The following is a 20,872-nucleotide window of genomic DNA, read 5'->3' as shown; positions in this document are numbered from 1 at the left end:
GGGCCGCGTCATGGACGCGGCCCTTTCGGTCCGGAATGAAGGACCGCGGCTTACGCCAGGGCCTTCTTCATATTCTCGTCGATCTTGTCCAGGAACTTCTGGGTGGTCAGCCAGGGCTGGTCCTTCGAGATCAGGATCGCCAGATCCTTGGTCATGAAGCCGGCCTCGACCGTGGAGATGCAGACCTTCTCCAGCGTATGGGCGAACTTGTCCAGATCGGCATTGCCATCCAGCTTGGCGCGATGCATCAGGCCGCGCGTCCAGGCGAAGATCGAGGCGATCGGGTTGGTCGAGGTCTCGCGGCCGGCCTGGTGTTCGCGGTAGTGGCGCGTCACTGTGCCATGGGCGGCTTCGGCTTCCACCACCCTGCCATCCGGCGTCATCAGCACGCTGGTCATCAGGCCGAGCGAGCCAAAGCCCTGCGCCACCACATCGGACTGCACGTCGCCGTCGTAGTTTTTGCAGGCCCAGACGAACTTGCCCGACCACTTGATGGCGCAAGCCACCATGTCGTCGATCAGGCGGTGTTCGTAGGTGATGCCGGCGGCCTTGAACTTGGACGAGAATTCCTGCTCGTAAACTTCTTCGAACAGGTCCTTGAAGCGGCCGTCATAGGCCTTGAGGATGGTGTTCTTGGTCGACAGGTACAGCGGCCAGCCGCGCACCAGCGAGTAGTTCATGCTGGCGCGGGCGAAGTCGCGGATCGAGTCATCCAGGTTGTACATCGCCATGGCGACGCCGCTGCCGGGGGCCTTGAAGACCTCCTTCTCGATGATCTTGCCGTCTTCGCCGACGAACTTGATGGTCAGCGTGCCCTTGCCGGGGAAGCGGAAGTCGGTGGCGCGATACTGGTCGCCAAAGGCATGACGGCCGACCACGATCGGATCGTTCCAATGCGGCACCAGGCGCGGCACGTTCTTGCAGATGATCGGTTCGCGGAAGATCGTGCCGCCGAGGATGTTGCGGATGGTGCCGTTGGGCGACTTCCACATTTCCTTCAGCTTGAATTCGGTCACGCGCTGTTCGTCCGGCGTGATGGTGGCGCATTTGACGCCGACGCCGTGTTTCAGGATCGCATGGGCGCTGTCGATGGTGACCTGGTCATTGGTCTGGTCGCGGTATTCGACGCCAAGATCGTAGTAGAGGAGATCCACATCCAGGTAGGGAAGGATCAGCTTCTCCTTGATGAACTTCCAGATGATGCGGGTCATCTCGTCGCCGTCGAGCTCGACGACCGGATTCTTGACCTTGATCTTCGCCATAAACGGGCCCCTCCACAGTCACGGTTTGCATGATTTGAGCGATGGCCCGGACCCTAGCAAAGCCGGCCGTCCGGGCAAAGCCCTTGGGGCCCGGGCGGCGGGTGGATTTAAACTCTAGGCGGGGCGAGAAAAGGTCAAACCGGCCGCTTTCGGGGCCGGGACCTGCGGATCAGATCTTGCTGGTCCGGTCCGCATGTTCCGGCGCCGGCTCGGCCAGCAGGGCGGCGATCACCGCTTCGGCATCCTCCACCACGGTATAGAGGGTGGTTGCGGTGCGGCGGGCAAAGCCGCGCTCGATCACGGTCTCGATCAGCGCCATCAGCGGATGCCAGTAGTCTTCGGTGTTCACCACCAGCACCGGCTTGTCATGCAGCTTGAGCTGCCGCCAGGTGATGACCTCGAAGAATTCGTCCAGGGTGCCCAGGCCGCCGGGCAGGGCGATGAAGGCATCCGACATTTCGACCATCATCTTCTTGCGGGTGTGCATGCTGTCGACCACATGCAGCTCGGTCAGCCCGGTATGGCCCACTTCCCAGTCATGCAGATGGTTCGGGATGATGCCGACCACTTCGCCGCCGGCTTTTAGGACGGCATCGGCCACCACGCCCATCAGGCCGATGCGGCCGCCGCCATAGACCAGCCGGATGCCGTTCTCGGCCAGGCGTTGGCCAAGGATCTGGGCCTGGGCGGTATAGACCTGGCTCTCGCCGAGGCTGGAGCCGCAATAGACGCAGACGGAACGAATGGCCATGGGGGTAATCCGGAAGGCTGAAATGGCGGTTCAAAGGGTGGGGATGGGTAGCTGATTCCGCCCCCGGATACCAGCGGAAAAGCCCGGTCGCCGCCGGACGAAAGGCCGGGACCGGCGGCTCTAAAATTTTCGTGAGGATGAAAGGGTTTGTCGTCTGTCCGCCCATGAACCGGGTATAGATGGAGTTGGCCCGGACAGCAGACGGGTCTCAATCGAGGGGACTAAACATGGCAATGTGGCATAAGGCCATCCTGGCGGCAGCGCTCGGTCTGGCAGTGGCATCCGCAGGCGGCTACGCCTGGGCCCAGGCGGACGCGATCAAGGCCCGCAAGGACGGTTTCCAGGTCTTCCGCGTTTCGGCGGGGGCGATCAAGAAGGTGGTGGACGATAACGGCCCGGCCTCGGCTGCCGTCGCGCCGGCCGAAGCCATCGCCGCCCAGGCCGGCAAGCAGCTCCAGCACTTCCCGGCCGGCTCCGACAAGGGCGAGACCAAGGCCAAGCCGGACATCTGGACCAACTGGGCCCAGTTCGAGGCCAACATGAAGGATCTGGAATCCAAGGCTGCGGCGGTGGCGACCGCTGCCAAGGCTGGCGACATGAATGCGGTGAAGGCGGGCTTCGGCGCCATGGGCGCGTCCTGCGGCACCTGCCACAAGGCCTTCCGCATGGACTGACCGTTCCGCAGGGAATGGCAAAAGGCGCGGCTCAAAGGCCGCGCCTTTTTTATTTGACCGGGCTTTACTTGATCAGGCGCAGGCCGCCGAAAACCACGATCAGGCAGAGGGCGAAGAGCGCCAGGGCCAGCAGCGGATGGCCGCCCGGCGCATCGGCTGCGGCCACAGCCTGCTTGCGGCCGGTCACCATCGGGGTCACCAGGTTTTCCTTCTTTACCGTCAGGTAAAAGATCGTAGACAGCAGATGCACGGCGATCACCGCGAGCAGGGCCCAGATCGCCAGCCGATGGGTGGTGCTGAGCAGGGCGCTGGTGCTGGTGGCCACCTTGGAATAGAGCGGCCCCTCGGTGAAGATGTCGTCGCTGGTGAACAGGCCGGTCACCGCCTGCAGCAGCAAAAGCGCCAGCATGGCCAGCACGGCATAGCCGCCGACCGGGTTATGGCCGATATATTTCGGCCCCGGCCGGCCGAAGAGGGTGCCCAGATAGCGCAGGCCCGCCATCGGCCCGGCGACGAAATCGCTGAACCGGGCATACCGGTTGCCGGCAAAGCCCCAGATCAGCCGGAACAGCACCAGCGCCAGCACCACCTGGCCCAGGGTCATATGCAGGTCGAGCTTGCCCTGCCAGCCGGTGAAGACCATGGCCACCACCAGGGCGACCAGGGCCCAGTGGAACAGCCGGGTGGGGAGGTCCCAGACCCGGATCGAGGCGGTTTGGGGTGAACCGGCGGGGCCGGCAGACGTTTCAATGCTCATGGGGGCAACGATCAGGGCTGGTGAAATTCAGTAAGGATTTGCAAATCTTGGGCAAGTTAGAGGAGTTGCGGGTCCTCTGACGAGGACTTAATCTCACCCGTCGTTCACAATAAAGCTAGCCGGGAAAATCGAGTGCGAGGCAGTCGTTTCTTCTTCATCCTTCTCGGCGTCGCTGTTCTGGGCATCCTGGCGGTGATTTTCTTCGGCGCCGATCCCAACAAGCGCGGCATGACCCCGACGGCGAATATCCCGCCGCCGCCGGTTCCCGCAGCCCCCGTTGCACCGTCGCCCGACAGCGTGGCCAAGGCCCCGCCAAGCTTCGATGTGGTGCGCATCAGCCGCAACTGCACCTCCGTTTTCGCCGGCCGCGCCATGGCCGGTTCAGTGGTGGTGGTGAAGGCCGGCCAGCGCGAACTGGGCCGCGTCACCGCCGATACCCGCGGCGAATGGGTGCTGGTGCCCGATCTGCCGCTGGAACGCGGCAACCAGGAATTCATGCTGGAATCGCAGATGCAGGGCCAGGAGCCGATCAAGGCTGAAGCCAGCGTTGTCGCCGTCGTGCCGGAATGCCAGCCGGGCGAGGGCGGCGAGCAGGCGATTGCCGTGCTGACGCCGCTGAAAGGCGCCAGCCGCCTGCTGCAGCGTCCCGATGGCGCAATTGATCCGGCGCGCAAGGGCCTGTCGCTGGATGCCATCGAATACGATCAGGCCGGCAACCTGATCCTGTCGGGCCGCGCCCAGCCGGGTTCCACCGTGCAGGTCTATCTGAACAACGAGCCGATCGGTGTCGCCAATGCCGACGACAAGGGCCGCTGGAGCCTGAAGCCGGACAAGGCCGTCGATCCCGGCATCTATTCGCTGCGCGTCGACCAGGTCGAACAGGCCGGCGGCAAGGTGGCTTCGCGCCTGGAGCTGCCGTTCAGCCGGGCCCGGCCCGAGGACATCCAGCTGAACGCCGATGGCAGCAGCGTGGTGGTCCAGCCCGGCAACAGCCTGTGGCGCATCGCCCGACAGGTTTATGGCCAGGGGCCGCTCTATACCGAGATCTACCGCGCCAACCAGGGCAGCATCGTCGACCCGGACATGATCTATCCGGGCCAGATCTTTGCCCTGCCGCGCGAGGGCCGTCAGGCGCCGCCCAAGGCGAACTGACCGCGGAAATGCAGCAATGCCGCCGCTTCTTCCGTGCCTTAACGGGGGAGCGGCGTCGCGCTACACTGATCGCATGATCGGATTTGCCATACCCTGCGCGGCCCCGCTGCCCCGGACCCTGGTTTCGTGACCATGGAAGCCCCCGTTGCACGGCAGGGTGCCCCCCACGGCGTCCCCGCCCGGGGCGCGCCGCCGACCTTTGCGGCCATTGACCTGGGCACCAACAATTGCCGGCTGCTGATTGCGCGGCCGCTGCGCGATGGCTTCCGGGTCATCGAGGCGTTTTCGCGCATCGTCCGTCTGGGCGAAGGCCTGAGTATTTCCGGCCAGCTGTCCGATGCCGCCATGGCGCGCACCATCGAAGCCCTGAAAATCTGTTCCGAGAAGATGGCGCGGCGCAATGTGGACGTGGCGCGCGCCGTTGCCACCGAAGCCTGCCGCCGTGCCGGCAACGGCGCGGAATTCCTGCATGAAGTGCAGAGCGCCACCGGCATCAAGCTCGACATCATCTCCAGCCAGGAAGAAGCACGGCTGGCGCTGACCGGCTGCGCGCCGCTGCTGGAGCCGCCGCATCGCCAGGCCATCGTGTTCGATATCGGCGGCGGCTCGACGGAAATCCTCTGGGCCCGCCTGCATGGCGGCGGCCGCACCGAGGTGATCGACTGGATTTCGCTACCCTTCGGCGTCGTCAACCTGACCGAGCGCTTCGGTGCCGGCCATACCGACAGCGGCACCTATCAGCAGATGATCGACGAAGTGGCCACGGCGCTGCAGCCCTTCGAGGACAAGCACAAACTGTCGCAGCAGCTGACTGACAACAATATGCAGGTGCTGGGGACCTCGGGCACCGTCACCACGTTGGCTGGCCTGCTGCTCAACCTGCCGCGCTACGAGCGTCGCCTGGTTGATGGCTGCTGGCTGGATTATGCCAAGGTGATGGCGCAGTCGCGGCTGCTGGCCTCGCAGAGCGTGCCGGAACGGGCGCTGTATCCCTGCATCGGCGAGGAACGTGCCGATCTGGTGGTGGCGGGTTGCGCCATTCTGGAAGCCCTGTACAAGTTCTGGCCGACCGAACGCCTGCGTGTCGCCGATCGCGGCGTGCGCGAGGGCGTGCTGGTCGAACTGATGCGCCAGCGCAGGAGATACTGATGCCGCCGCGCAAAGCCGGCCCCAAAGTCAAAGTGAAAACCGCGCGTGGCCGCACTGTCGGCTCGGCGAAATGGCTGCAGCGTCAGCTCAACGATCCCTATGTTGCTGCCGCCAAGGTGGATGGCTGGCGCAGCCGCGCGGCCTTCAAGCTGATCGAGCTGGATGACAAGTACAAACTGCTGAAGCCCGGCATGCGCGTGCTCGATCTGGGGGCGGCGCCGGGCGGCTGGACGCAGGTGGCGGTCAAGCGGGTGAAGTCGCAGGACAAGGGCCCGGGTGCGGGCGGCGGCTTCGTCCTGGGCGTGGATATCAACCCGGTCGATCCGATCCCGGGCGCGTCCCTGTTGCTGCAGGATTTCCTGGCCGAAGGCGCCGAAGAGGCGGTGATCGATGCGCTGGGCGGCAAGGCCGATCTGGTGCTGTCGGACATGGCGGCGCCGGCCACCGGTCATCGCCAGACCGACCATATCCGCATCATGATGCTATGCGAGGTGGCGCTGGATTTTGCCACCCGCGTGCTCAATCCCGGCGGCGGCTTCCTGGCCAAGGTGCTGCGCGGCGGTACCGAGAATGACCTGCTCACCATGATGAAGCGGGATTTCCGCACCGTGCGGCATGTCAAACCGCCGGCTTCAAGGGCGGATTCGGCGGAATCTTACGTCATCGCCAGCGGTTTTCGTGGCTAACAGCCCATAATCCCTGCCTATTTCGAGGCTGGACCGGGCGGCAAAGACGGTCTATATCCTCCGCGGCAAGACACCCACTCCCAGTCAGGAGCCGCCTTGCCAATGACCGCGCCGGAGCTTTCCGAGCCCGCGGTGGACCCGGCATACCTTGCCGCCACCCCCTACATCGACAGCGATCATGCGGCCGTGCGCGCCCTGGCGCGCGAAGCAGTGGGGGATGAGACGGATCCGAAGGTAAAGGCGATCCGGCTGTATTACGCGGTGCGCGACCGCTTCCTCTACGATCCCTATGCCGTCGACGTGACGCCCGAAGGCATGCGCGCCTCCAATGTGATTGCCAAAGGCCATGGCTTCTGCGTCAACAAGGCACTGCTGCTGGCCGCTGCCGCCCGGGCCGAGGGCATCCCGGCGCGTCTCGGCCTGGCCGATGTGAAGAACCATCTGGCCACGGCGCGCCTGCGCGCCCAGATGGGCACCGATATCTTTTACTATCATGGCTTTGCCGAGCTGTTTCTGGACGGTAAGTGGGTGAAGGCGACGCCGGCCTTCAACCTAGCGCTCTGTGAGAAATTCCGCGTGCTGCCGCTGGAATTCGATGGCGAAACGGACTCGGTGTTCCATCCGTTCGACGCCGACAACCGGCGGCATATGGAATATGTGGCCGACCGCGGTAGTTATGCCGACATGCCCTTCGATGAATGGCGCGACGCCATGCTGACCCATTACCCCGACCTCTGGCGCATCGACCGTGCTGGTGGAGATTTCGCGGCGGAAGCCGCGGTGGAAGCCGATAACAACAATAAAACCTCGCCCAGATCGCGTTAAGGAGCCTTCGATGCAGTTCCGTGAAGCCTATACATTCGATGACGTGCTGCTCGAGCCGGCGGCATCCAGCGTGCTGCCCACCGAAGTGGATACGCGTACGCGCCTGACCCGCAGCATCGAACTCGGTATTCCGCTGCTCTCGGCGGCGATGGACACAGTGACCGAAAGCAAGATGGCGATTGCCATGGCGCAGGCCGGCGGCATGGGCGTGATCCACAAGAACCTGACCATCGAGGAACAGGCCCGCGAAGTCACGGCTGTGAAGAAGTTCGAGAGCGGCATGGTGGTCAATCCGCTGACCATCCGCCCCAATGAGACGCTGGCCGATGCGCTGGCGCTGATGGAGCGCTATGGCATCCACGGCATTCCGGTGACCGAGACCCATGGCGGCAAGCTGGTCGGCATTCTGACCAATCGCGATGTGCGTTTCGCCTCCAACATGCTGCAGCCGGTCCACGAACTGATGACCAAGAGTCCGCTGATCACGGTGCGCGAAGGCGTATCCAGCGGCGAGGCCAAGAGGCTGCTGCACCAGCATCGCATCGAGAAGCTGCTGGTGGTGGACGAGGATTATCGCTGCGTCGGCCTGATCACCGTGAAGGATATCGAAAAGGCCCGCCTGCATCCGAATGCCGTGAAGGACGAACAGGGCCGCCTGCGCTGCGCCGCCGCCGTCTCCACTGGCGCTGATGGCCTGGAGCGCGCCCAGGAACTGATGAACAGCGGTGTTGACGTGATCATCGTCGATACGGCGCATGGTCATTCCAGCCGTGTGCTGGAAACCATCACCGCGATCAAGAAGGTGTCGAACCGCACCCAGGTGATCGGCGGCAATGTCGCCACCGCGGAAGGCACCAAGGCGCTGATCGATGCCGGCGTCGATGCCGTCAAGGTCGGTATCGGTCCGGGCTCGATCTGCACCACGCGCATCGTCGCCGGTGTCGGTATCCCGCAGCTGACGGCTGTGGTGGATGCCGTTGCGGTGGCGGCGAAGTCCGGTGTCCCGGTGATCGCCGATGGCGGCATCAAGTTCTCGGGCGACGTGGCCAAGGCGATCGCCGCCGGCGCCAGCGCCTGCATGATCGGATCGCTGCTGGCCGGTACCGACGAGGCGCCGGGCGAGGTCTTCCTCTACCAGGGCCGCTCCTACAAATCCTATCGCGGCATGGGCTCGATCGGCGCCATGGGCCGCGGCTCGGCCGACCGCTACTTCCAGCAGGAAGTGAATGACAAGCTGAAGCTGGTGCCGGAAGGCATCGAGGGCCGCGTCGCCTACAAGGGCCAGGCCGGGGCCATCCTGCATCAGCTCGTCGGCGGCCTGCGCGCCGCCATGGGCTATACCGGCAACGGTACGCTGGAGGCCATGCGCACCAACTGCCGCTTTGTCCGCATCACCTCGGCCGGCCTGCGCGAAAGCCATGTGCATGATGTGGCGATCACCCGCGAGGCACCCAACTACCGGCAGGAGGGTTGAGGTCTCCATGACGCCTGCGGCGCGGCTCGCCGCCAGCATCGAGATCATCAGCGAAATCCTGCAGCGCGCCGCTGCCGCTGACCGTGTGGTCACCGACTGGCAGCGGCGCAGCCGTTTTGCCGGTTCGAAGGATCGCCGGGCGGTGAGCGAAACCGTCTATGCCGTGCTGCGCGAACAGGGCATGCGGCGCTGGCGTATCGAGCAGACCGGCGCCGAGCTGACACCACGTCTCCTGGTCTTTGCCGATGCGTCCACGCCGCCGCATGTCTGGCGGCAGCTCTGTGCCGATGGCGGCTACGGCCCGCCGCCGCTGGACGAGACCGAAACCGCGGCGCTCCTGCGCCTGCCGTCCGATGAAGACGCGCCGCTCTGGGCGCGCGCCAATCTGCCGCCGGCAGTGGCCGATATGGTGCAGGCCACATTCGGCAGCGATACCGAGATGGAGCTGGCGGCGCTGAATGGCCGCGCACCGCTCGACCTGCGCGTCAACACGCTGAAGAGCAATCGCGAGCTGGTGCTGGAACAGTTGCGCGCCGATGGCATCGCTGCGGCTGCCACGCCGCTGTCGCCGATCGGCATCCGCATCCCCGAGCGCGTGCGCCTGGACATGAATTCGCTCTATCGCGACGGCCTGATCGAGCCGCAGGACGAGGCGGCCCAGCTCGCCGGCCTGCTGGTCGATGCGCGGCCCGATGAACTGGTGATCGATCTCTGCGCCGGCGCCGGCGGCAAGACGCTGCTGCTGGCAGCAACCATGCGCAACCAGGGTGAAATCCAGGCCGCCGACAACGACCAGCGGCGGCTGGAGCGGCTGGTGCCGCGGCTGGATCGCGCCGGCGCTCGCAATATCGTGATCCATGATGCCGATGCGCTGCCGCAACTGCTGGGCGCGTTCGAGGGCCGGGCTGATCGCGTGCTGCTGGATGTGCCCTGTTCGGGCAGCGGCACCTGGCGGCGCAATCCGGAAGCGCGCTGGCGCTACGATCCGGCCAGCCTGGACGAGGTTTTGCGGCGTCAGCGCGGCCTTCTCAGCGATGGCGCGCGGCTGGTGAAACCGGGCGGCCGGCTGGTCTATGCGACCTGTTCGATCCTGCCGGCCGAGAATGGCGACCAGGCCGACTGGTTCCTGGAGCATCACGGTGAGTTTACGCCGCTGCCTCTGGCCGATGCCTGGCCGCCGGGTGTAACCGATCAACGCATACGTTCCGGCGACCGTCTCAGCCTCACCCCGTACCGGCATGGCACCGATGGTTTCTTTGCCGCCGCATTCCGGAGGCAGGCATGAGCGGCCAGGAACGGCATCTTTGCGAGGAGCCTGTCCATGTCCCGTCTCTCGATCTCCCGTTTCACCCTGGCCCTGCTGGCGAGCCTGCTGATTGCGGCACCGGTCTTCGCCGCCGGCGGCAGCGATCCGGCACCGGCCGCCAAGTCGGTCGATCCGAATTTCACCGAGGGCAAGAAAGCCATCGACGCCAAGGACTGGGCGAAAGCCATTCCGCTGTTCGAGCAGGTGGTGGCCAAGGATGCGCAGAATGCCGACGCCTTCAACTGGCTGGGCTATGCCTGGCGCAACCAGGGCAACTACGACCAGTCCTTTGCCTTCTATGCCAAGGCGCTGGCGGTCAATCCACGGCATCGCGGCGCCCACGAATATGTGGGCGAGGCCTATCTGAAGGTGAACAATCTGGAAAAGGCCGAGGAGCATCTGAAGCGGCTCGACAGCCTGTGCACCTTCGGCTGCGCCGAATACACCGAACTGAAGGCCAAGATCACCGCCTACAAGGCTGCCAAGCCGAGCTGACCGGCTCGGTCCGCCCGTCCAACCGGGCCATCCGGACCCCGGCTTCGGCCGCGGCGAGGGTGGCCCCCGTCGGGCCGGCCGGGATATACTGGCGGCCCCATCAAGGAGCCGTGCCATGATCCGTTCCGGTCACCGTTTCCCCCGTATTTTCCTGGCTGCTGTTCTGGCGCTGGCCCTGCCGGCCGCGCCGGTGTTCGCCATGGGCAACAACGATCCCGGAGCCGGCATGCCCAAGGCCGCCGATCCGAATTTCACCGAAGGCAGGAAGGCCATCGACGCCAAGAACTGGACGGTCGCCATCGACCTGTTCCAGAAGGTGGTGGCCAAGGACGCGAAGAATGCCGACGCCTTCAACTGGCTCGGCTATGCCCAGCGCAACCAGGGCGACTATGACAAGGCCTTCGCCGCCTATGGCAAGGCGCTGGAACTCGATCCCAAGCATCGCGGCGCGCATGAATATGTCGGCGAGGCCTATCTGAAAGTGAACAACCTGGCGAAGGCGGAAGAGCATCTCAAGACGCTGGATGCGCTCTGCACCTTCGGCTGTGCCGAACTGACCGAACTGAAAACCAAGATCGCTGCCTACAAGGCGGCCAAGCCGAGCTGACGTCCCCGCGCCAGCCCGCACCACGACAAGCAGAGGAGCTTTAAACGCCGATGGCGGAGCGCATTCTTATTATCGATTTCGGATCCCAGGTCACCCAGCTGATCGCGCGCCGCGTTCGTGAATCCGGTGTCTATTGCGAGATCGTACCCTTCCAGAAGGCGGACAAGTGCCTGGACCTGGTGAACGATCACGGCACGCTGAAGGGCATCATCTTCTCCGGCGGGCCGGCCTCCACCACGGAAGAATTCTCGCCGCGCGCGCCGGAAGGCGCCTTCAAGCTCGGCCTGCCGATCTTCGGCATCTGCTATGGCGAACAGACCATCTGCATGCAGTTGGGCGGTAGTGTCGAGACCGGCCATCATCGGGAATTCGGCCGCGCCTTCCTCGAGATCAAGGACGACTGCGACCTGTTCGACGGCGTCTGGGCCAAGGGCGAGAAGCACCAGGTCTGGATGAGCCATGGCGACAAGATCACCGAGATCCCGACCGGCTTCCGCGCCGTCGGCGTCAGCGATGGTTCGCCCTTTGCCGCCATCGCCGACGATGTGCGCAAGATCTACGCCGTGCAGTTCCACCCGGAAGTGATGCACACGCTGGACGGCGCCAAGCTGCTGCGCAATTTCGTGCGCAAGGTAGCCGGCTGCTCGGGCGAATGGACCATGAAGGGCTTCCGCAACGAGGCCATCGCCAAGATCCGCGAGCAGGTCGGAAAAGGGCGCGTGATCTGCGGCCTCTCCGGCGGCGTGGATTCTTCCGTCGCGGCCGTGCTGATCCATGAGGCGATCGGCGAGCAGCTAACCTGCGTCTTCGTCGACCACGGCCTGCTGCGCAAGGGCGAGGGCGAGGAGGTCGTCCGCCTGTTCCGCGACCATTACAACATCCCGCTGATCCACAACGATGCGTCGGCGCTGTTCCTGAGCAAGCTGGCCGGCATCAGCGATCCGGAAACCAAGCGCAAGACCATCGGTGGCCTGTTCATCGATGTCTTCGAGGCGGAAGCCAAGAAGATCGGCGGCGCGCAGTTCCTGGCCCAGGGCACGCTCTACCCGGACGTGATCGAGAGCATCAGCTTCTCCGGCGGCCCCAGCGTCACCATCAAGTCGCATCACAATGTCGGCGGCCTGCCGGCGCGCATGAACATGCAGCTGGTCGAACCGCTGCGCGAGCTGTTCAAGGACGAAGTCCGCATGCTGGGCCGCGAGCTCGGCCTGCCGGAATCGCTCGTCGGCCGGCATCCCTTCCCGGGACCTGGCCTGGCGATCCGCATTCCGGGCGACATCACCAAGGAAAAGCTCGACCTGCTGCGCGAGGTGGATGCGGTCTATCTCGACGAGATCCGCAAGTCCGGCCTTTACGACCAGATCTGGCAGGCCTTCGCCGTGCTGCTGCCGGTGCGCACCGTCGGCGTGATGGGCGACGGCCGCACCTACGACCAGGCCTGCGCCCTGCGCGCGGTGACCTCCACCGACGGCATGACGGCGGATTACTACCCATTCCCGCATGACTTCCTCGGCCGCGTCGCCACCCGCATCATCAACGAGGTGCGCGGCATCAACCGCGTGACCTACGACATCACCTCCAAGCCGCCCGGCACGATTGAGTGGGAATAAGGCGGATTCGGAAATTTCAGTTAGTGCAGATCCATGATTCGTCTCGATAACGTCAGCAAGCAGCACGGCCATCAGATCCTGTTCATCGATGCGTCGATGGGCCTCCAGAAGGGGGAGAAGGCCGGGCTGGTCGGGCCGAATGGCGCCGGCAAGTCGACCCTGTTCCGCATGATCGTCGGCGAGGAAAAACCCGACGATGGCCAGGTGGCGATCGATACCGGGATGACCATTGGCTATTTCAACCAGGATGTCGGCGAGATGTCCGGCCAGAGCGCTGTTTCTGCCGTGATGGATGGCGTCGGCCCGGTGAGCGCGCTGGCCGCCGAAATGGCGCAGCTCGAGGCCGCGATGGTCGATCCGGACCAGGCCGACCAGATGGACGCCATCATCGAGCGCTATGGTGAGGTGCAGGGGCGCTTCCAGGAACTGGATGGCTATGCGCTGGAAGCGAAGGCGCGCGAGGTGCTGGCGGGCCTGAGCTTCAGCCAGGAGCGCATGGACGGCGATGTCGGGCTCTTGTCCGGCGGCTGGAAGATGCGTGTGGCGCTGGCTCGTATTCTGTTGATGCGGCCCGATGGGATGCTGCTCGACGAACCGAGCAACCATCTCGACCTTGAAAGCCTGATCTGGCTCGAAGCCTTCCTCAAGGATTATGACGGCGCGTTGCTGATGACCTCGCATGATCGCGAGTTCATGAATCGTATCGTCGGCAAGATCGTCGAGATCGACGGCGGTTCGCTCACCACCTATTCGGGGAATTACGATTTCTACGACCAGCAGCGGGCGCTGAACGAAAAGCATCGCCAGGCGCAGTTCGAGCGCCAGCAGGCCATGCTGGCCAAGGAGATCAAGTTCATCGAGCGTTTCAAGGCGCGCGCCTCGCATGCTGCGCAGGTGCAGAGCCGGGTGAAGAAGCTCGACAAGATCGAACGCGTCGAGCCGCCGCGGCGGCGTCAGGCGGTGCAGTTTGAATTCCGGACGCCGCCGCGCTCGGGCGAGGACGTGGCCAACTTCCGCGACGTGCACAAGAGCTATGGCAGCCTGTCGATCTACACAGGGCTGGATTTCCAGGTGCGCCGCAAGGAACGCTGGTGCATCCTGGGTGCCAACGGCGCCGGCAAATCCACCCTGCTGAAACTAATCGCCGGCGATACCAAGCCAGACCAGGGTACGGTGGCGCTGGGCAGCAGCGTGAAGATGGGCTATTTCGCCCAGCATTCGATGGACCTGCTGGACGGCGACGACACGATTTTCGAAACGCTCGACAAGTCATTCCCGCAGGCCGGACAACCGGCGCTGCGCACGCTGGCCGGCTGCTTCGGCTTCTCCGGCGACGATATCGAGAAGACCTGCCGCGTGCTGTCGGGCGGCGAGAAGGCGCGTCTGGTGATGGCCAAGATGCTGTACGACCCGCCGAACTTCCTGGTGCTCGACGAACCGACCAACCATCTCGACATGGCGACCAAGGAAATGCTGGTGGCGGCGCTGGCGGATTTCGAGGGCACCATGTTGTTCGTGTCGCATGACCGCCATTTCCTCGCGGCGCTGTCAAACCGCGTGCTGGAACTGACGCCCGAAGGCGTGCACCAGTTCACTGGCGGCTATACCGAATATGTGGCGCGCACCGGCCAGGAAGCACCGGGGCTGCATCCTGGCGGCTAGTCAGCAGGTGAGGCGGCATTCTGAGGCGTTAGACGGGGGAGCGGCATGAATCCATTTCCAGAAGACATTTTCACCGAACCGGAGGATGTCGATCCCGACACCCTGGCGAATCTGGGCCCGCTGCGCCGGCTCGCCGGTGTGTGGGAAGGCAAGAAGGGCATCGACCTCAATCCGAAGGCCGATGGCCCGGAGCGCCGGCAGTATCTCGAACGCATCGAGATGCAGCCGATTGATCCGCAGGCCAACGGGCCCCAGCTGCTCTACGGCCTGCGCTACCACGTGCACGTCAACACGCCGGAAGAAGACATCACCTTCCACGACCAGACCGGTTACTGGCTGTGGGAACCGGCGACCGGCCTGGTGATGCAGACGCTGGCCATCCCGCGCGGCCAGACCGCGCTGGCGGTCGGCCAGGCAAAGCCCGATGACCTGAGCCTGGTGGTCAACGCCACGCGCGGCCAGACCAATTACGGCATCTGTTCCACCGATTTTCTCGAATACGCCTTCCGCACGGATTCCTACCGCCTCGAAATCACCTTCGACGCGGACGGCAGCTGGAAATACGTGTCAGACACCATGCTGATGGTGCGCGGGCGCAGCGAGTTGTTCCGGCATCGCGATGTGAACCGGCTGGTGAAGGTGGCGGAACCGCAGCCAAACCCGCTGCTGCTGCGGCAGAGGGAAAAAACCGCATGAGCGCCGCCAAAGCTACATCCCCCTCGAAGCTGATCGACGCGAAGATCAAGGCGCTCGGCGACTGGCGTGGTGAGACGCTCGCCCATGTCCGCGCGCTGATCAGGGCGGCTTTGCCGGACGTGGTCGAGACGGTGAAGTGGCGCGGCGTGCCGGTGTGGGAGAGCAACGGCATCCTCTGCACCGGCGAGACCTACAAAGCAGTCGTGAAGCTGACCTTCGCCAAGGGCGCATCGCTTGACGATCCCAAGGGCCTGTTCAACGCCAGCCTTGAGGGCAATACCCGGCGCGCCATCGATATCCCCGAGGGCGGCAAGCTTAATGCCACGGCTTTCAAGGCGCTAATCCGCGCCGCCGCTGCGCTAAACGCTTCGGCGCGCACGAAGAAGGCCCCGAAGCGCGCCAGCTAGAGCATCAGGCCCTTGAGCAGCTCTTCGGACGGCACAGTCAGCAGGCCGTCGGCTTTCAGCATGACGAATCCGTGCAATTGGGCCCAGATCGCATAGGCGGCGAGACGGGTATGTTTCGACGCGCCCTCGCTTACGCGGTCCAGCAGCGGCTGGAAACTTGCCCAGGCCGCGGTCTTCAGGTCGCTGCCTTCCGCCGCCTCGGCGGCGAGACTGGAAGCGAACATCAGGCGATAGAGCTGCGTATGCTCCTCCCCGAACCGGAGATAGGCGGTGCAGATTCGCTTGATGGCGCCGACCTTTGAGCCCGCTTCTGAAGCGGCCTGCAACACGCCCGTGAAAGCCTCGAATGCATCGGTTGCCACCGCGGCGAGAAGCTCGTCGCGGTGCGCGAAATGGCGATAGGGCGCCGATTGCGCCACGCCGGCCCTGCGCGCCAGCGACGCCAGGGACAGGGTTTGCGCGCCATGGGTAGCGATTTCGTGCCGCGCCGCCTCCAGCAGGGTCCGGCGCAAGTCGCCATGGTGATAGGCGTCACGTTTGCTTTTGATCGTCGGCTTTTTCATGTGATAGGCAATAACATTTTTCTTGATCCACGGTCAACCGGGTGTATGTGATTGCTTATCACATCAGGAATGATGCTGATTTTCATCCACACAAGGAAAGGAATGTCACATGACCACTCAGTCCAATCACGAAACGGCGGTTGACCGCCGCTTGGTCCTCCGGGCTACCGGTGCGGCGGCCCTCATCGGCGGTCTGGGGCTCACGGCTCTGCCGGCCGCTGCCCAGACCGTCCGGCAGAGCGCGGGAGATGCCGCGCCGCTGGGGGCGCGCCTGCAGGGCGTCCAGCATTTCGGCCTCACGGTGCAGAACATGGACCGTGCCTATGCCTTCTACACGGAAGTGCTGGGCGGCACGGAGGTGATGCGCGATGGAGATTTCTACGGCGAGCGGATTCACAACACGCTGCTGACCGACCAGGAAATCGAAGCTCGGGTGCGCCGGGTTAATCCGCAGACGATCGGTGTGCCTGACCTGCGGAGCGGCGCGCAGCGCCTGGATGTGCGCTTCATCCAGTTCGACAATGTCGTGATCGAACTCCTGCAGTACCGCGATGCGACCCAGCCGACGGGCAGCGGCAATGCTTTCGCCGAACCGCTCGACCATATGAGTCCGGCGTTTCCGCGCATGATGCATATCTGCTTCCATATCCGCGACGATGTCGATTTCAATCGCTTCATCGCCGATCTTGAAGCGGAATCCGCGCGACGCGGGATGACGCAGGTCAGGGCCAACCGGGTGGTCACCGTCGCCACCGAGCCGGAGCGCCTGGCCACGCCGATCGAGGCCAACAGCAACGGGATCACGGAAGGCCAGTCGAACGGGTGGCGCCTGATCTATTGCAAGGGCCCGGAGGGCGAGCAGCTCGAGTTCGTCCAGGCCCTGGGCCCGGTCAAGCGCCTGTTCGATCGTGCGCGCGACGCGCGCCGGAATATCTGAGAAAGACAAGGAGAAACCCCAATGTCCTATACATCACTCAAATACGCCGCCGCGATTGCGATCTCGGCAAGCGCGATCTCTGTCCCGGCGCTGGTCAGTCATGCGGAACCGCAAGGTGTGACGAAGCAGGCCACTGTCCGCTATGGCAACATTCCGGCTGGTGCCTATGCGGTCGTTGCAGAGGTTCGGGCAAAAGCCGGCAAGGAGAACGAACTGCGTGAAGCGACGTTACCGCTCGTGGCGCAGGTCCGGAACGAGCCGAACAACATCGTCTACGTCCTGCATGAGGATCGCGCCGCGCCCGGGCATTTCGTGTTCTACGAAATCTTCGCCACCGAGGCCGACTTTGTAGCGCATAACGCCACGCCGCATGTCCAGGCCTGGTTTGCCCGCCTGCCCGAGCTGGCCGAAGGCGGGGTGACCGTCACGCATATGCAGGTGCGGGGGAATGCGCTGTAGCCGATACAGAGTGGCCGGTATGAAAGGGAGGCAAAGGCCTCCCTTTCTTCTGGATGAGCTGGTGTCCGCTCATCTCACGCCTTCGCCGGAATCCGCGCGATTACCTTGAGCTCGAAGTCGAAGCCGGCCAGCCAGGTGACGCCCACCGCGGTCCAGGTCGGATAGGGTGGTTCGCCGATTTCCGCGTCGCGGACCTTCAGCACGGTGTCGAACTGTGTTTGCGGATCGGTGTGGAAGGAGATGACGTCGATGACGTCGTCGAAACTGCCGCCCGCCGCCGCCAGCACGGCCTTCAGATTGGCGAAGGCGCGCCGCACCTGATCCTCGAAGACCGGTTCGGGTGAGCCGTCGTCGCGGCTGCCGACCTGGCCCGAGACGAAGAGCAGGTCGCCGGCGCGGATGGCAGGGGAATATTTGTGCAGGTCGTACAGTGCATGGCGGTTGGCGGGAAAAACGGCGTCGCGTTTGGTCATGTCGGGCTCCTGGGTGTGAATGCAGGGCTAACATAAGGGCGGGAGATTAATGGGATTAGGCGTGGAAATCTGTATGAGCTGATGTAAAATCCCCAGTAATGTCCCGCCCGTCGCTTCACGACCTGACCGCTTTCGTGGCGGTCGCCACCCACCGCAGTTTCCGGCGCGCCGCTGACGAACTCGGCACCGCACCGTCCACGCTGAGCCATGCCATGCGCGGCCTGGAAGAGCGTCTGGGCGTGCGCCTGCTGAACCGCACGACGCGCAGCGTCTCGCCGACCGAGGCCGGGTTTCGGCTGCTGGCCAGTCTGCAAACCGCGCTGGCCTCGCTCGACGATGCGCTGGGCAGCGTCGCGGGCTTCCGCGGCAAGGTCGCGGGCACGGTGCGGATCAACGCGCCGCGTCTGGGCGCGGTGCTGCTGGTACGCCATGTCCTGCCGCGGATGGCGGAGCGCTTTCCCGATGTGACGGTGGATCTGGTGGTGGAAGGCCGGCTGGTCGATATCGTCTCGGGCGGCTTCGATGCCGGCATGCGGCTGGCAGACTCGATTCCGCGCGACATGATCGCGGTTCCCTTCGGTGGGCCGATAGGATTCATCTGTGTCGCCTCGCCGGACTATCTGAAACGCGCGGGTGTGCCGAAAACGCCCGACGAGCTGATGCGCCATCGCTGCATCGGCCATCGCCTGCCGGGCGGCAAGCTTTATCGCTGGGAGTTCGAGCGTGCCGGACAGGCGCTGGTGATCGATGCGCCCGGCTCGGTCATCCTTGATGACGAGGAGCTGATGGTGGAGGCCGCCGTGAAAGGCTTAGGCGTTGCCTATGTGGCGAATGCCGCCGCCACCGCAGCGCTCAAGGCGAAACAACTGCGCACGGTACTGTCTGCCTGGATGCAGGCGGAGGAAGCCATCGCCGTCTATTATCCCGGGCATCGCGCCGTGCCGCCGGCCCTGCGCGCGTTCCTCGATGTGGTGAAGGAAGTGGGCAGGGGCCGGTAAGGCTTGGCCATCGATTTAGCCCTTTGCTGCCGCTTCCAGCCCGGCGATATCGAATTTCACCATCTTCAGCATGGCCTCGGTGACGCGCTTGGCCACCGCCGGATCCGGGCTGCCCATCAGTTCGCCCAGGCGTTTCGGTGTGATCTGCCAGCACAGGCCCCAGCGGTCGCGCAGCCAGCCGCATTGTTCGGTCGAACCGCCATCCTTCAGGGCATCCCACAGGCGGTCGATCTCGGCCTGGGTCTCGCATTCGACAATGATCGAGAAGCTGTGGTTGAACGGATCCAGCGGCCCCGCCTGGATGGCCATGTAGCGCTGGTCGCCCAAGGTGAAGCCCGCCAATGTCACGCTGCCGGCCGGCCCGCTGGGTGTCTCGGCGGGCAAGGTTGAAACCCAGCCGACCGACGAGCCGGGGATCAGCGATGTGTAGAAGCGGATAGCCGCCTCCATGTCTTTCTCGAACCAGAGATGCTGCGTGACTTTCATGATGTGTCCTTCTGTGTGGCCGGCCCGCAAGGGCATGTGATCCAAGGACGGTGCGGCCGGCCCCGTTCCGACAGGCCGGCGCAAAAAACGTTGCGGTTCGATATCGGTAATAAATTAGCATTGACTAATCAATAAGTGATTGCTAATATGATTTCATGATTGAAGCAGCCCCCATCAATGCCGTCATGCGCGCGCTCGCCGATCCTACCCGGCGCGCCGTCTTCGAACGGGTCGCCAATACCAGCGAGATCACCGTGGCCGAGCTGACGCGCGGCAGCGGGGTGACGCAGGGCGCGGTCTCGCAGCACCTGAAGGCGCTGAAGCAGGCCGGGCTCGTCATCGAACGCCCCGAGGGCCGCAACGTTTATTACCGCGCCCAGCCGCAAGGGCTGGAGCCGCTTTTCGACTGGATGAGCCATTACAGCGTCTTCTGGCGCGAACGCTTCGCCGACCTCCGCACCCTCCTGAAGGATATCGATCCATGAGCACTCTCGCCGTGAAGCCGCAGGCGCAGTCCATCGTGGTCGACGAGGTCTTCCACCATGCGCCGGACATTCTCTGGAAAGCGATCACCACCGGCGCCCTGATCGGACGCTGGATGATGGAGCCGACCGGTTTCGCGCCGGTGGAGGGCACGCGTTTCACCTTCAAGACGGCGCCGGCCGGCGCCTGGGACGGCATTATCCGCTGCCAGGTTCTGGAGGTGAAACCGAACGAGCGCTTCGCCTATGCCTGGACCGGCGGCGATGAGGGCAATGTCGGCTATGGCTCGCGGCTGGATACGGTGGTGACCTTCACGCTGACCAAGGTGCAGACCGGCACGCGGCTTCGCCTGGAGCATTCCGGCTTCGTCCTGCCGAAGAACGACACGGCCTATACGAATATGAGTCAGGGCTGGGTCAAATGCGCCCGCAACCTCGACGGCGTCGCCGGCGACCTGGACTGAACAGGAGAGACGACCATGAGTAAGCCTTACACGGGCGGCTGCGCCTGCGGTGCAATCCGCTACGAGATCGCCGCCGAGCCGGTCTTCTCCAATCATTGCCAGTGCCGGCACTGCCAGCAGGAGAGCGGCACCGGCCATGGCTCCTACATCACCTTCCCGAGCCGCAAGGATGTGACGTTGACCGGCAAGGCGGCCCATTGGGATCTGCGTGGCGACAGCGGCAGCATGAAGACCCGCGGCTTCTGCGCCACCTGCGGTTCGCCGGTCTATCTCACCTTTGCGGCGATGCCCGACATCTTCACCATTCATGCCGCCAGCCTGGACGATCCCGGCCGTTTCACGCCCCAGGTGGTGACCTATGCGATGCGCGGCCATGCCTGGGATCATCTGGATCCGGCGCTGCCGAAATTCGACAAGATGCCGCCGGGCTGATAACGGGACGGGCGCGGTGGCGGCCGGATCGCCTAGCCATGGCGGGGCAGATGCACTAGAACGTG

General features: G+C 64.4%; 25 protein-coding genes. 19 read left to right on the top strand and 6 right to left on the bottom strand.

Annotated features, from left to right (window positions below):
- Positions 1–50: 50 nt before the first annotated feature.
- Positions 51–1,262, bottom strand: coding sequence for an NADP-dependent isocitrate dehydrogenase (locus tag AC1ROT_RS02565; protein WP_492997120.1), 1,212 nt, complete (start codon positions 1,260–1,262; stop codon positions 51–53).
- A 169-nt stretch (positions 1,263–1,431) separates the two neighbouring features.
- A complete protein-coding gene (locus tag AC1ROT_RS02560; RefSeq protein ID WP_492970294.1) occupies positions 1,432–2,013 on the bottom strand; it encodes an LOG family protein in 582 nt (193 codons plus the stop codon).
- A 227-nt stretch (positions 2,014–2,240) separates the two neighbouring features.
- Here AC1ROT_RS02560 and AC1ROT_RS02555 point away from each other — a divergent pair, with 227 nt between their 5' ends.
- Positions 2,241–2,687 (top strand): c-type cytochrome, encoded by a 447-nt coding sequence (locus AC1ROT_RS02555; RefSeq protein ID WP_492997119.1) that lies wholly within the window; start codon positions 2,241–2,243, stop codon positions 2,685–2,687.
- Positions 2,688–2,751: 64 nt separating this feature from the next.
- On the opposite strand, the gene AC1ROT_RS02550 is transcribed toward AC1ROT_RS02555, so the two are convergent.
- A complete protein-coding gene (locus tag AC1ROT_RS02550) occupies positions 2,752–3,444 on the bottom strand; it encodes a cytochrome b/b6 domain-containing protein (protein ID WP_492997118.1) in 693 nt (230 codons plus the stop codon).
- Between the two features lie 132 nt (positions 3,445–3,576).
- Between AC1ROT_RS02550 and AC1ROT_RS02545 the strand changes: the two genes are divergently transcribed.
- From AC1ROT_RS02545 to AC1ROT_RS02490, 12 genes are all read left to right on the top strand, one after another.
- The gene (locus AC1ROT_RS02545) at positions 3,577–4,596 is read left to right on the top strand and encodes a LysM peptidoglycan-binding domain-containing protein (RefSeq protein ID WP_492997117.1); all 1,020 of its coding nucleotides are present in this window, start codon (positions 3,577–3,579) and stop codon (positions 4,594–4,596) included.
- Between the two features lie 132 nt (positions 4,597–4,728).
- Positions 4,729–5,745: a Ppx/GppA phosphatase family protein gene (locus tag AC1ROT_RS02540; protein ID WP_493001123.1), complete on the top strand. Its 1,017-nt coding sequence runs from the start codon at positions 4,729–4,731 to the stop codon at positions 5,743–5,745.
- Positions 5,745–6,431 (top strand): RlmE family RNA methyltransferase, encoded by a 687-nt coding sequence (locus tag AC1ROT_RS02535; protein ID WP_492970299.1) that lies wholly within the window; start codon positions 5,745–5,747, stop codon positions 6,429–6,431. Before AC1ROT_RS02540 ends, AC1ROT_RS02535 begins: the two co-directional genes overlap by 1 nt.
- Positions 6,432–6,533: 102 nt before the next feature.
- Positions 6,534–7,256, top strand: a complete 723-nt coding sequence (locus AC1ROT_RS02530; RefSeq protein ID WP_492997116.1) for a transglutaminase-like domain-containing protein — start codon at positions 6,534–6,536, stop codon at positions 7,254–7,256.
- A 10-nt stretch (positions 7,257–7,266) separates the two neighbouring features.
- Positions 7,267–8,730 carry an IMP dehydrogenase gene (gene guaB, locus AC1ROT_RS02525; protein WP_492997115.1) on the top strand — a complete coding sequence of 488 codons (1,464 nt, stop codon included), beginning with the start codon at positions 7,267–7,269 and terminating at the stop codon, positions 8,728–8,730.
- A 7-nt stretch (positions 8,731–8,737) separates the two neighbouring features.
- Complete coding sequence (locus AC1ROT_RS02520) at positions 8,738–10,015, top strand: RsmB/NOP family class I SAM-dependent RNA methyltransferase (protein WP_492970302.1); 1,278 nt, start codon at positions 8,738–8,740, stop codon at positions 10,013–10,015.
- Between the two features lie 36 nt (positions 10,016–10,051).
- Complete coding sequence (locus AC1ROT_RS02515) at positions 10,052–10,531, top strand: tetratricopeptide repeat protein (protein WP_492997114.1); 480 nt, start codon at positions 10,052–10,054, stop codon at positions 10,529–10,531.
- A gap of 115 nt (positions 10,532–10,646) precedes the next feature.
- A complete protein-coding gene (locus tag AC1ROT_RS02510; RefSeq protein ID WP_492970304.1) occupies positions 10,647–11,138 on the top strand; it encodes a tetratricopeptide repeat protein in 492 nt (163 codons plus the stop codon).
- A 50-nt stretch (positions 11,139–11,188) separates the two neighbouring features.
- The gene (guaA, locus tag AC1ROT_RS02505; protein WP_492997113.1) at positions 11,189–12,748 is read left to right on the top strand and encodes a glutamine-hydrolyzing GMP synthase; all 1,560 of its coding nucleotides are present in this window, start codon (positions 11,189–11,191) and stop codon (positions 12,746–12,748) included.
- Between the two features lie 33 nt (positions 12,749–12,781).
- Positions 12,782–14,410 carry an ABC-F family ATP-binding cassette domain-containing protein gene (locus tag AC1ROT_RS02500; RefSeq protein ID WP_492997112.1) on the top strand — a complete coding sequence of 543 codons (1,629 nt, stop codon included), beginning with the start codon at positions 12,782–12,784 and terminating at the stop codon, positions 14,408–14,410.
- A gap of 45 nt (positions 14,411–14,455) precedes the next feature.
- Complete coding sequence (locus AC1ROT_RS02495; RefSeq protein ID WP_492970308.1) at positions 14,456–15,106, top strand: FABP family protein; 651 nt, start codon at positions 14,456–14,458, stop codon at positions 15,104–15,106.
- Positions 15,103–15,513, top strand: a complete 411-nt coding sequence (locus AC1ROT_RS02490; RefSeq protein ID WP_492997111.1) for a DUF1801 domain-containing protein — start codon at positions 15,103–15,105, stop codon at positions 15,511–15,513. The genes AC1ROT_RS02495 and AC1ROT_RS02490 overlap by 4 nt, the downstream gene beginning before the upstream one ends.
- On the opposite strand, the gene AC1ROT_RS02485 is transcribed toward AC1ROT_RS02490, so the two are convergent.
- Positions 15,510–16,076, bottom strand: coding sequence for a TetR/AcrR family transcriptional regulator (locus AC1ROT_RS02485; protein WP_492997110.1), 567 nt, complete (start codon positions 16,074–16,076; stop codon positions 15,510–15,512). The genes AC1ROT_RS02490 and AC1ROT_RS02485 overlap by 4 nt on opposite strands.
- A 109-nt stretch (positions 16,077–16,185) precedes the next feature.
- Here AC1ROT_RS02485 and AC1ROT_RS02480 point away from each other — a divergent pair, with 109 nt between their 5' ends.
- Both AC1ROT_RS02480 and AC1ROT_RS02475 read left to right on the top strand, forming a co-directional pair.
- On the top strand, positions 16,186–17,013 hold the full coding sequence (locus AC1ROT_RS02480) for a VOC family protein (protein ID WP_492997109.1): 828 nt from the start codon (positions 16,186–16,188) through the stop codon (positions 17,011–17,013).
- Positions 17,014–17,034: 21 nt separating this feature from the next.
- Positions 17,035–17,472, top strand: a complete 438-nt coding sequence (locus AC1ROT_RS02475; protein WP_492997108.1) for a putative quinol monooxygenase — start codon at positions 17,035–17,037, stop codon at positions 17,470–17,472.
- Between the two features lie 74 nt (positions 17,473–17,546).
- On the opposite strand, the gene AC1ROT_RS02470 is transcribed toward AC1ROT_RS02475, so the two are convergent.
- The gene (locus AC1ROT_RS02470; protein ID WP_492997107.1) at positions 17,547–17,945 is read right to left on the bottom strand and encodes a RidA family protein; all 399 of its coding nucleotides are present in this window, start codon (positions 17,943–17,945) and stop codon (positions 17,547–17,549) included.
- A 98-nt stretch (positions 17,946–18,043) separates the two neighbouring features.
- Here AC1ROT_RS02470 and AC1ROT_RS02465 point away from each other — a divergent pair, with 98 nt between their 5' ends.
- A complete protein-coding gene (locus AC1ROT_RS02465; RefSeq protein WP_492997106.1) occupies positions 18,044–18,943 on the top strand; it encodes a LysR family transcriptional regulator in 900 nt (299 codons plus the stop codon).
- A 15-nt stretch (positions 18,944–18,958) separates the two neighbouring features.
- On the opposite strand, the gene AC1ROT_RS02460 is transcribed toward AC1ROT_RS02465, so the two are convergent.
- Complete coding sequence (locus tag AC1ROT_RS02460) at positions 18,959–19,429, bottom strand: VOC family protein (RefSeq protein ID WP_492970312.1); 471 nt, start codon at positions 19,427–19,429, stop codon at positions 18,959–18,961.
- A gap of 155 nt (positions 19,430–19,584) precedes the next feature.
- On the opposite strand from AC1ROT_RS02460, the gene AC1ROT_RS02455 reads away from it, so the two are divergent.
- The 3 genes from AC1ROT_RS02455 to AC1ROT_RS02445 are packed head-to-tail and all read left to right on the top strand — an operon-like array spanning position 19,585 to position 20,807.
- Positions 19,585–19,914, top strand: coding sequence for an ArsR/SmtB family transcription factor (locus AC1ROT_RS02455; protein ID WP_492970314.1), 330 nt, complete (start codon positions 19,585–19,587; stop codon positions 19,912–19,914).
- Positions 19,911–20,375 carry an SRPBCC family protein gene (locus AC1ROT_RS02450; protein WP_492997105.1) on the top strand — a complete coding sequence of 155 codons (465 nt, stop codon included), beginning with the start codon at positions 19,911–19,913 and terminating at the stop codon, positions 20,373–20,375. Before AC1ROT_RS02455 ends, AC1ROT_RS02450 begins: the two co-directional genes overlap by 4 nt.
- A 15-nt stretch (positions 20,376–20,390) precedes the next feature.
- Complete coding sequence (locus tag AC1ROT_RS02445; RefSeq protein ID WP_492970316.1) at positions 20,391–20,807, top strand: GFA family protein; 417 nt, start codon at positions 20,391–20,393, stop codon at positions 20,805–20,807.
- Positions 20,808–20,872: the final 65 nt, after the last annotated feature.

The organism is Ferrovibrio sp. GW821-FHT12E11 (assembly GCF_058806975.1).
The sequence above is the reverse complement of the archived record's forward strand: the minus strand, read 5'-3'. Positions and strand labels throughout refer to the sequence as shown.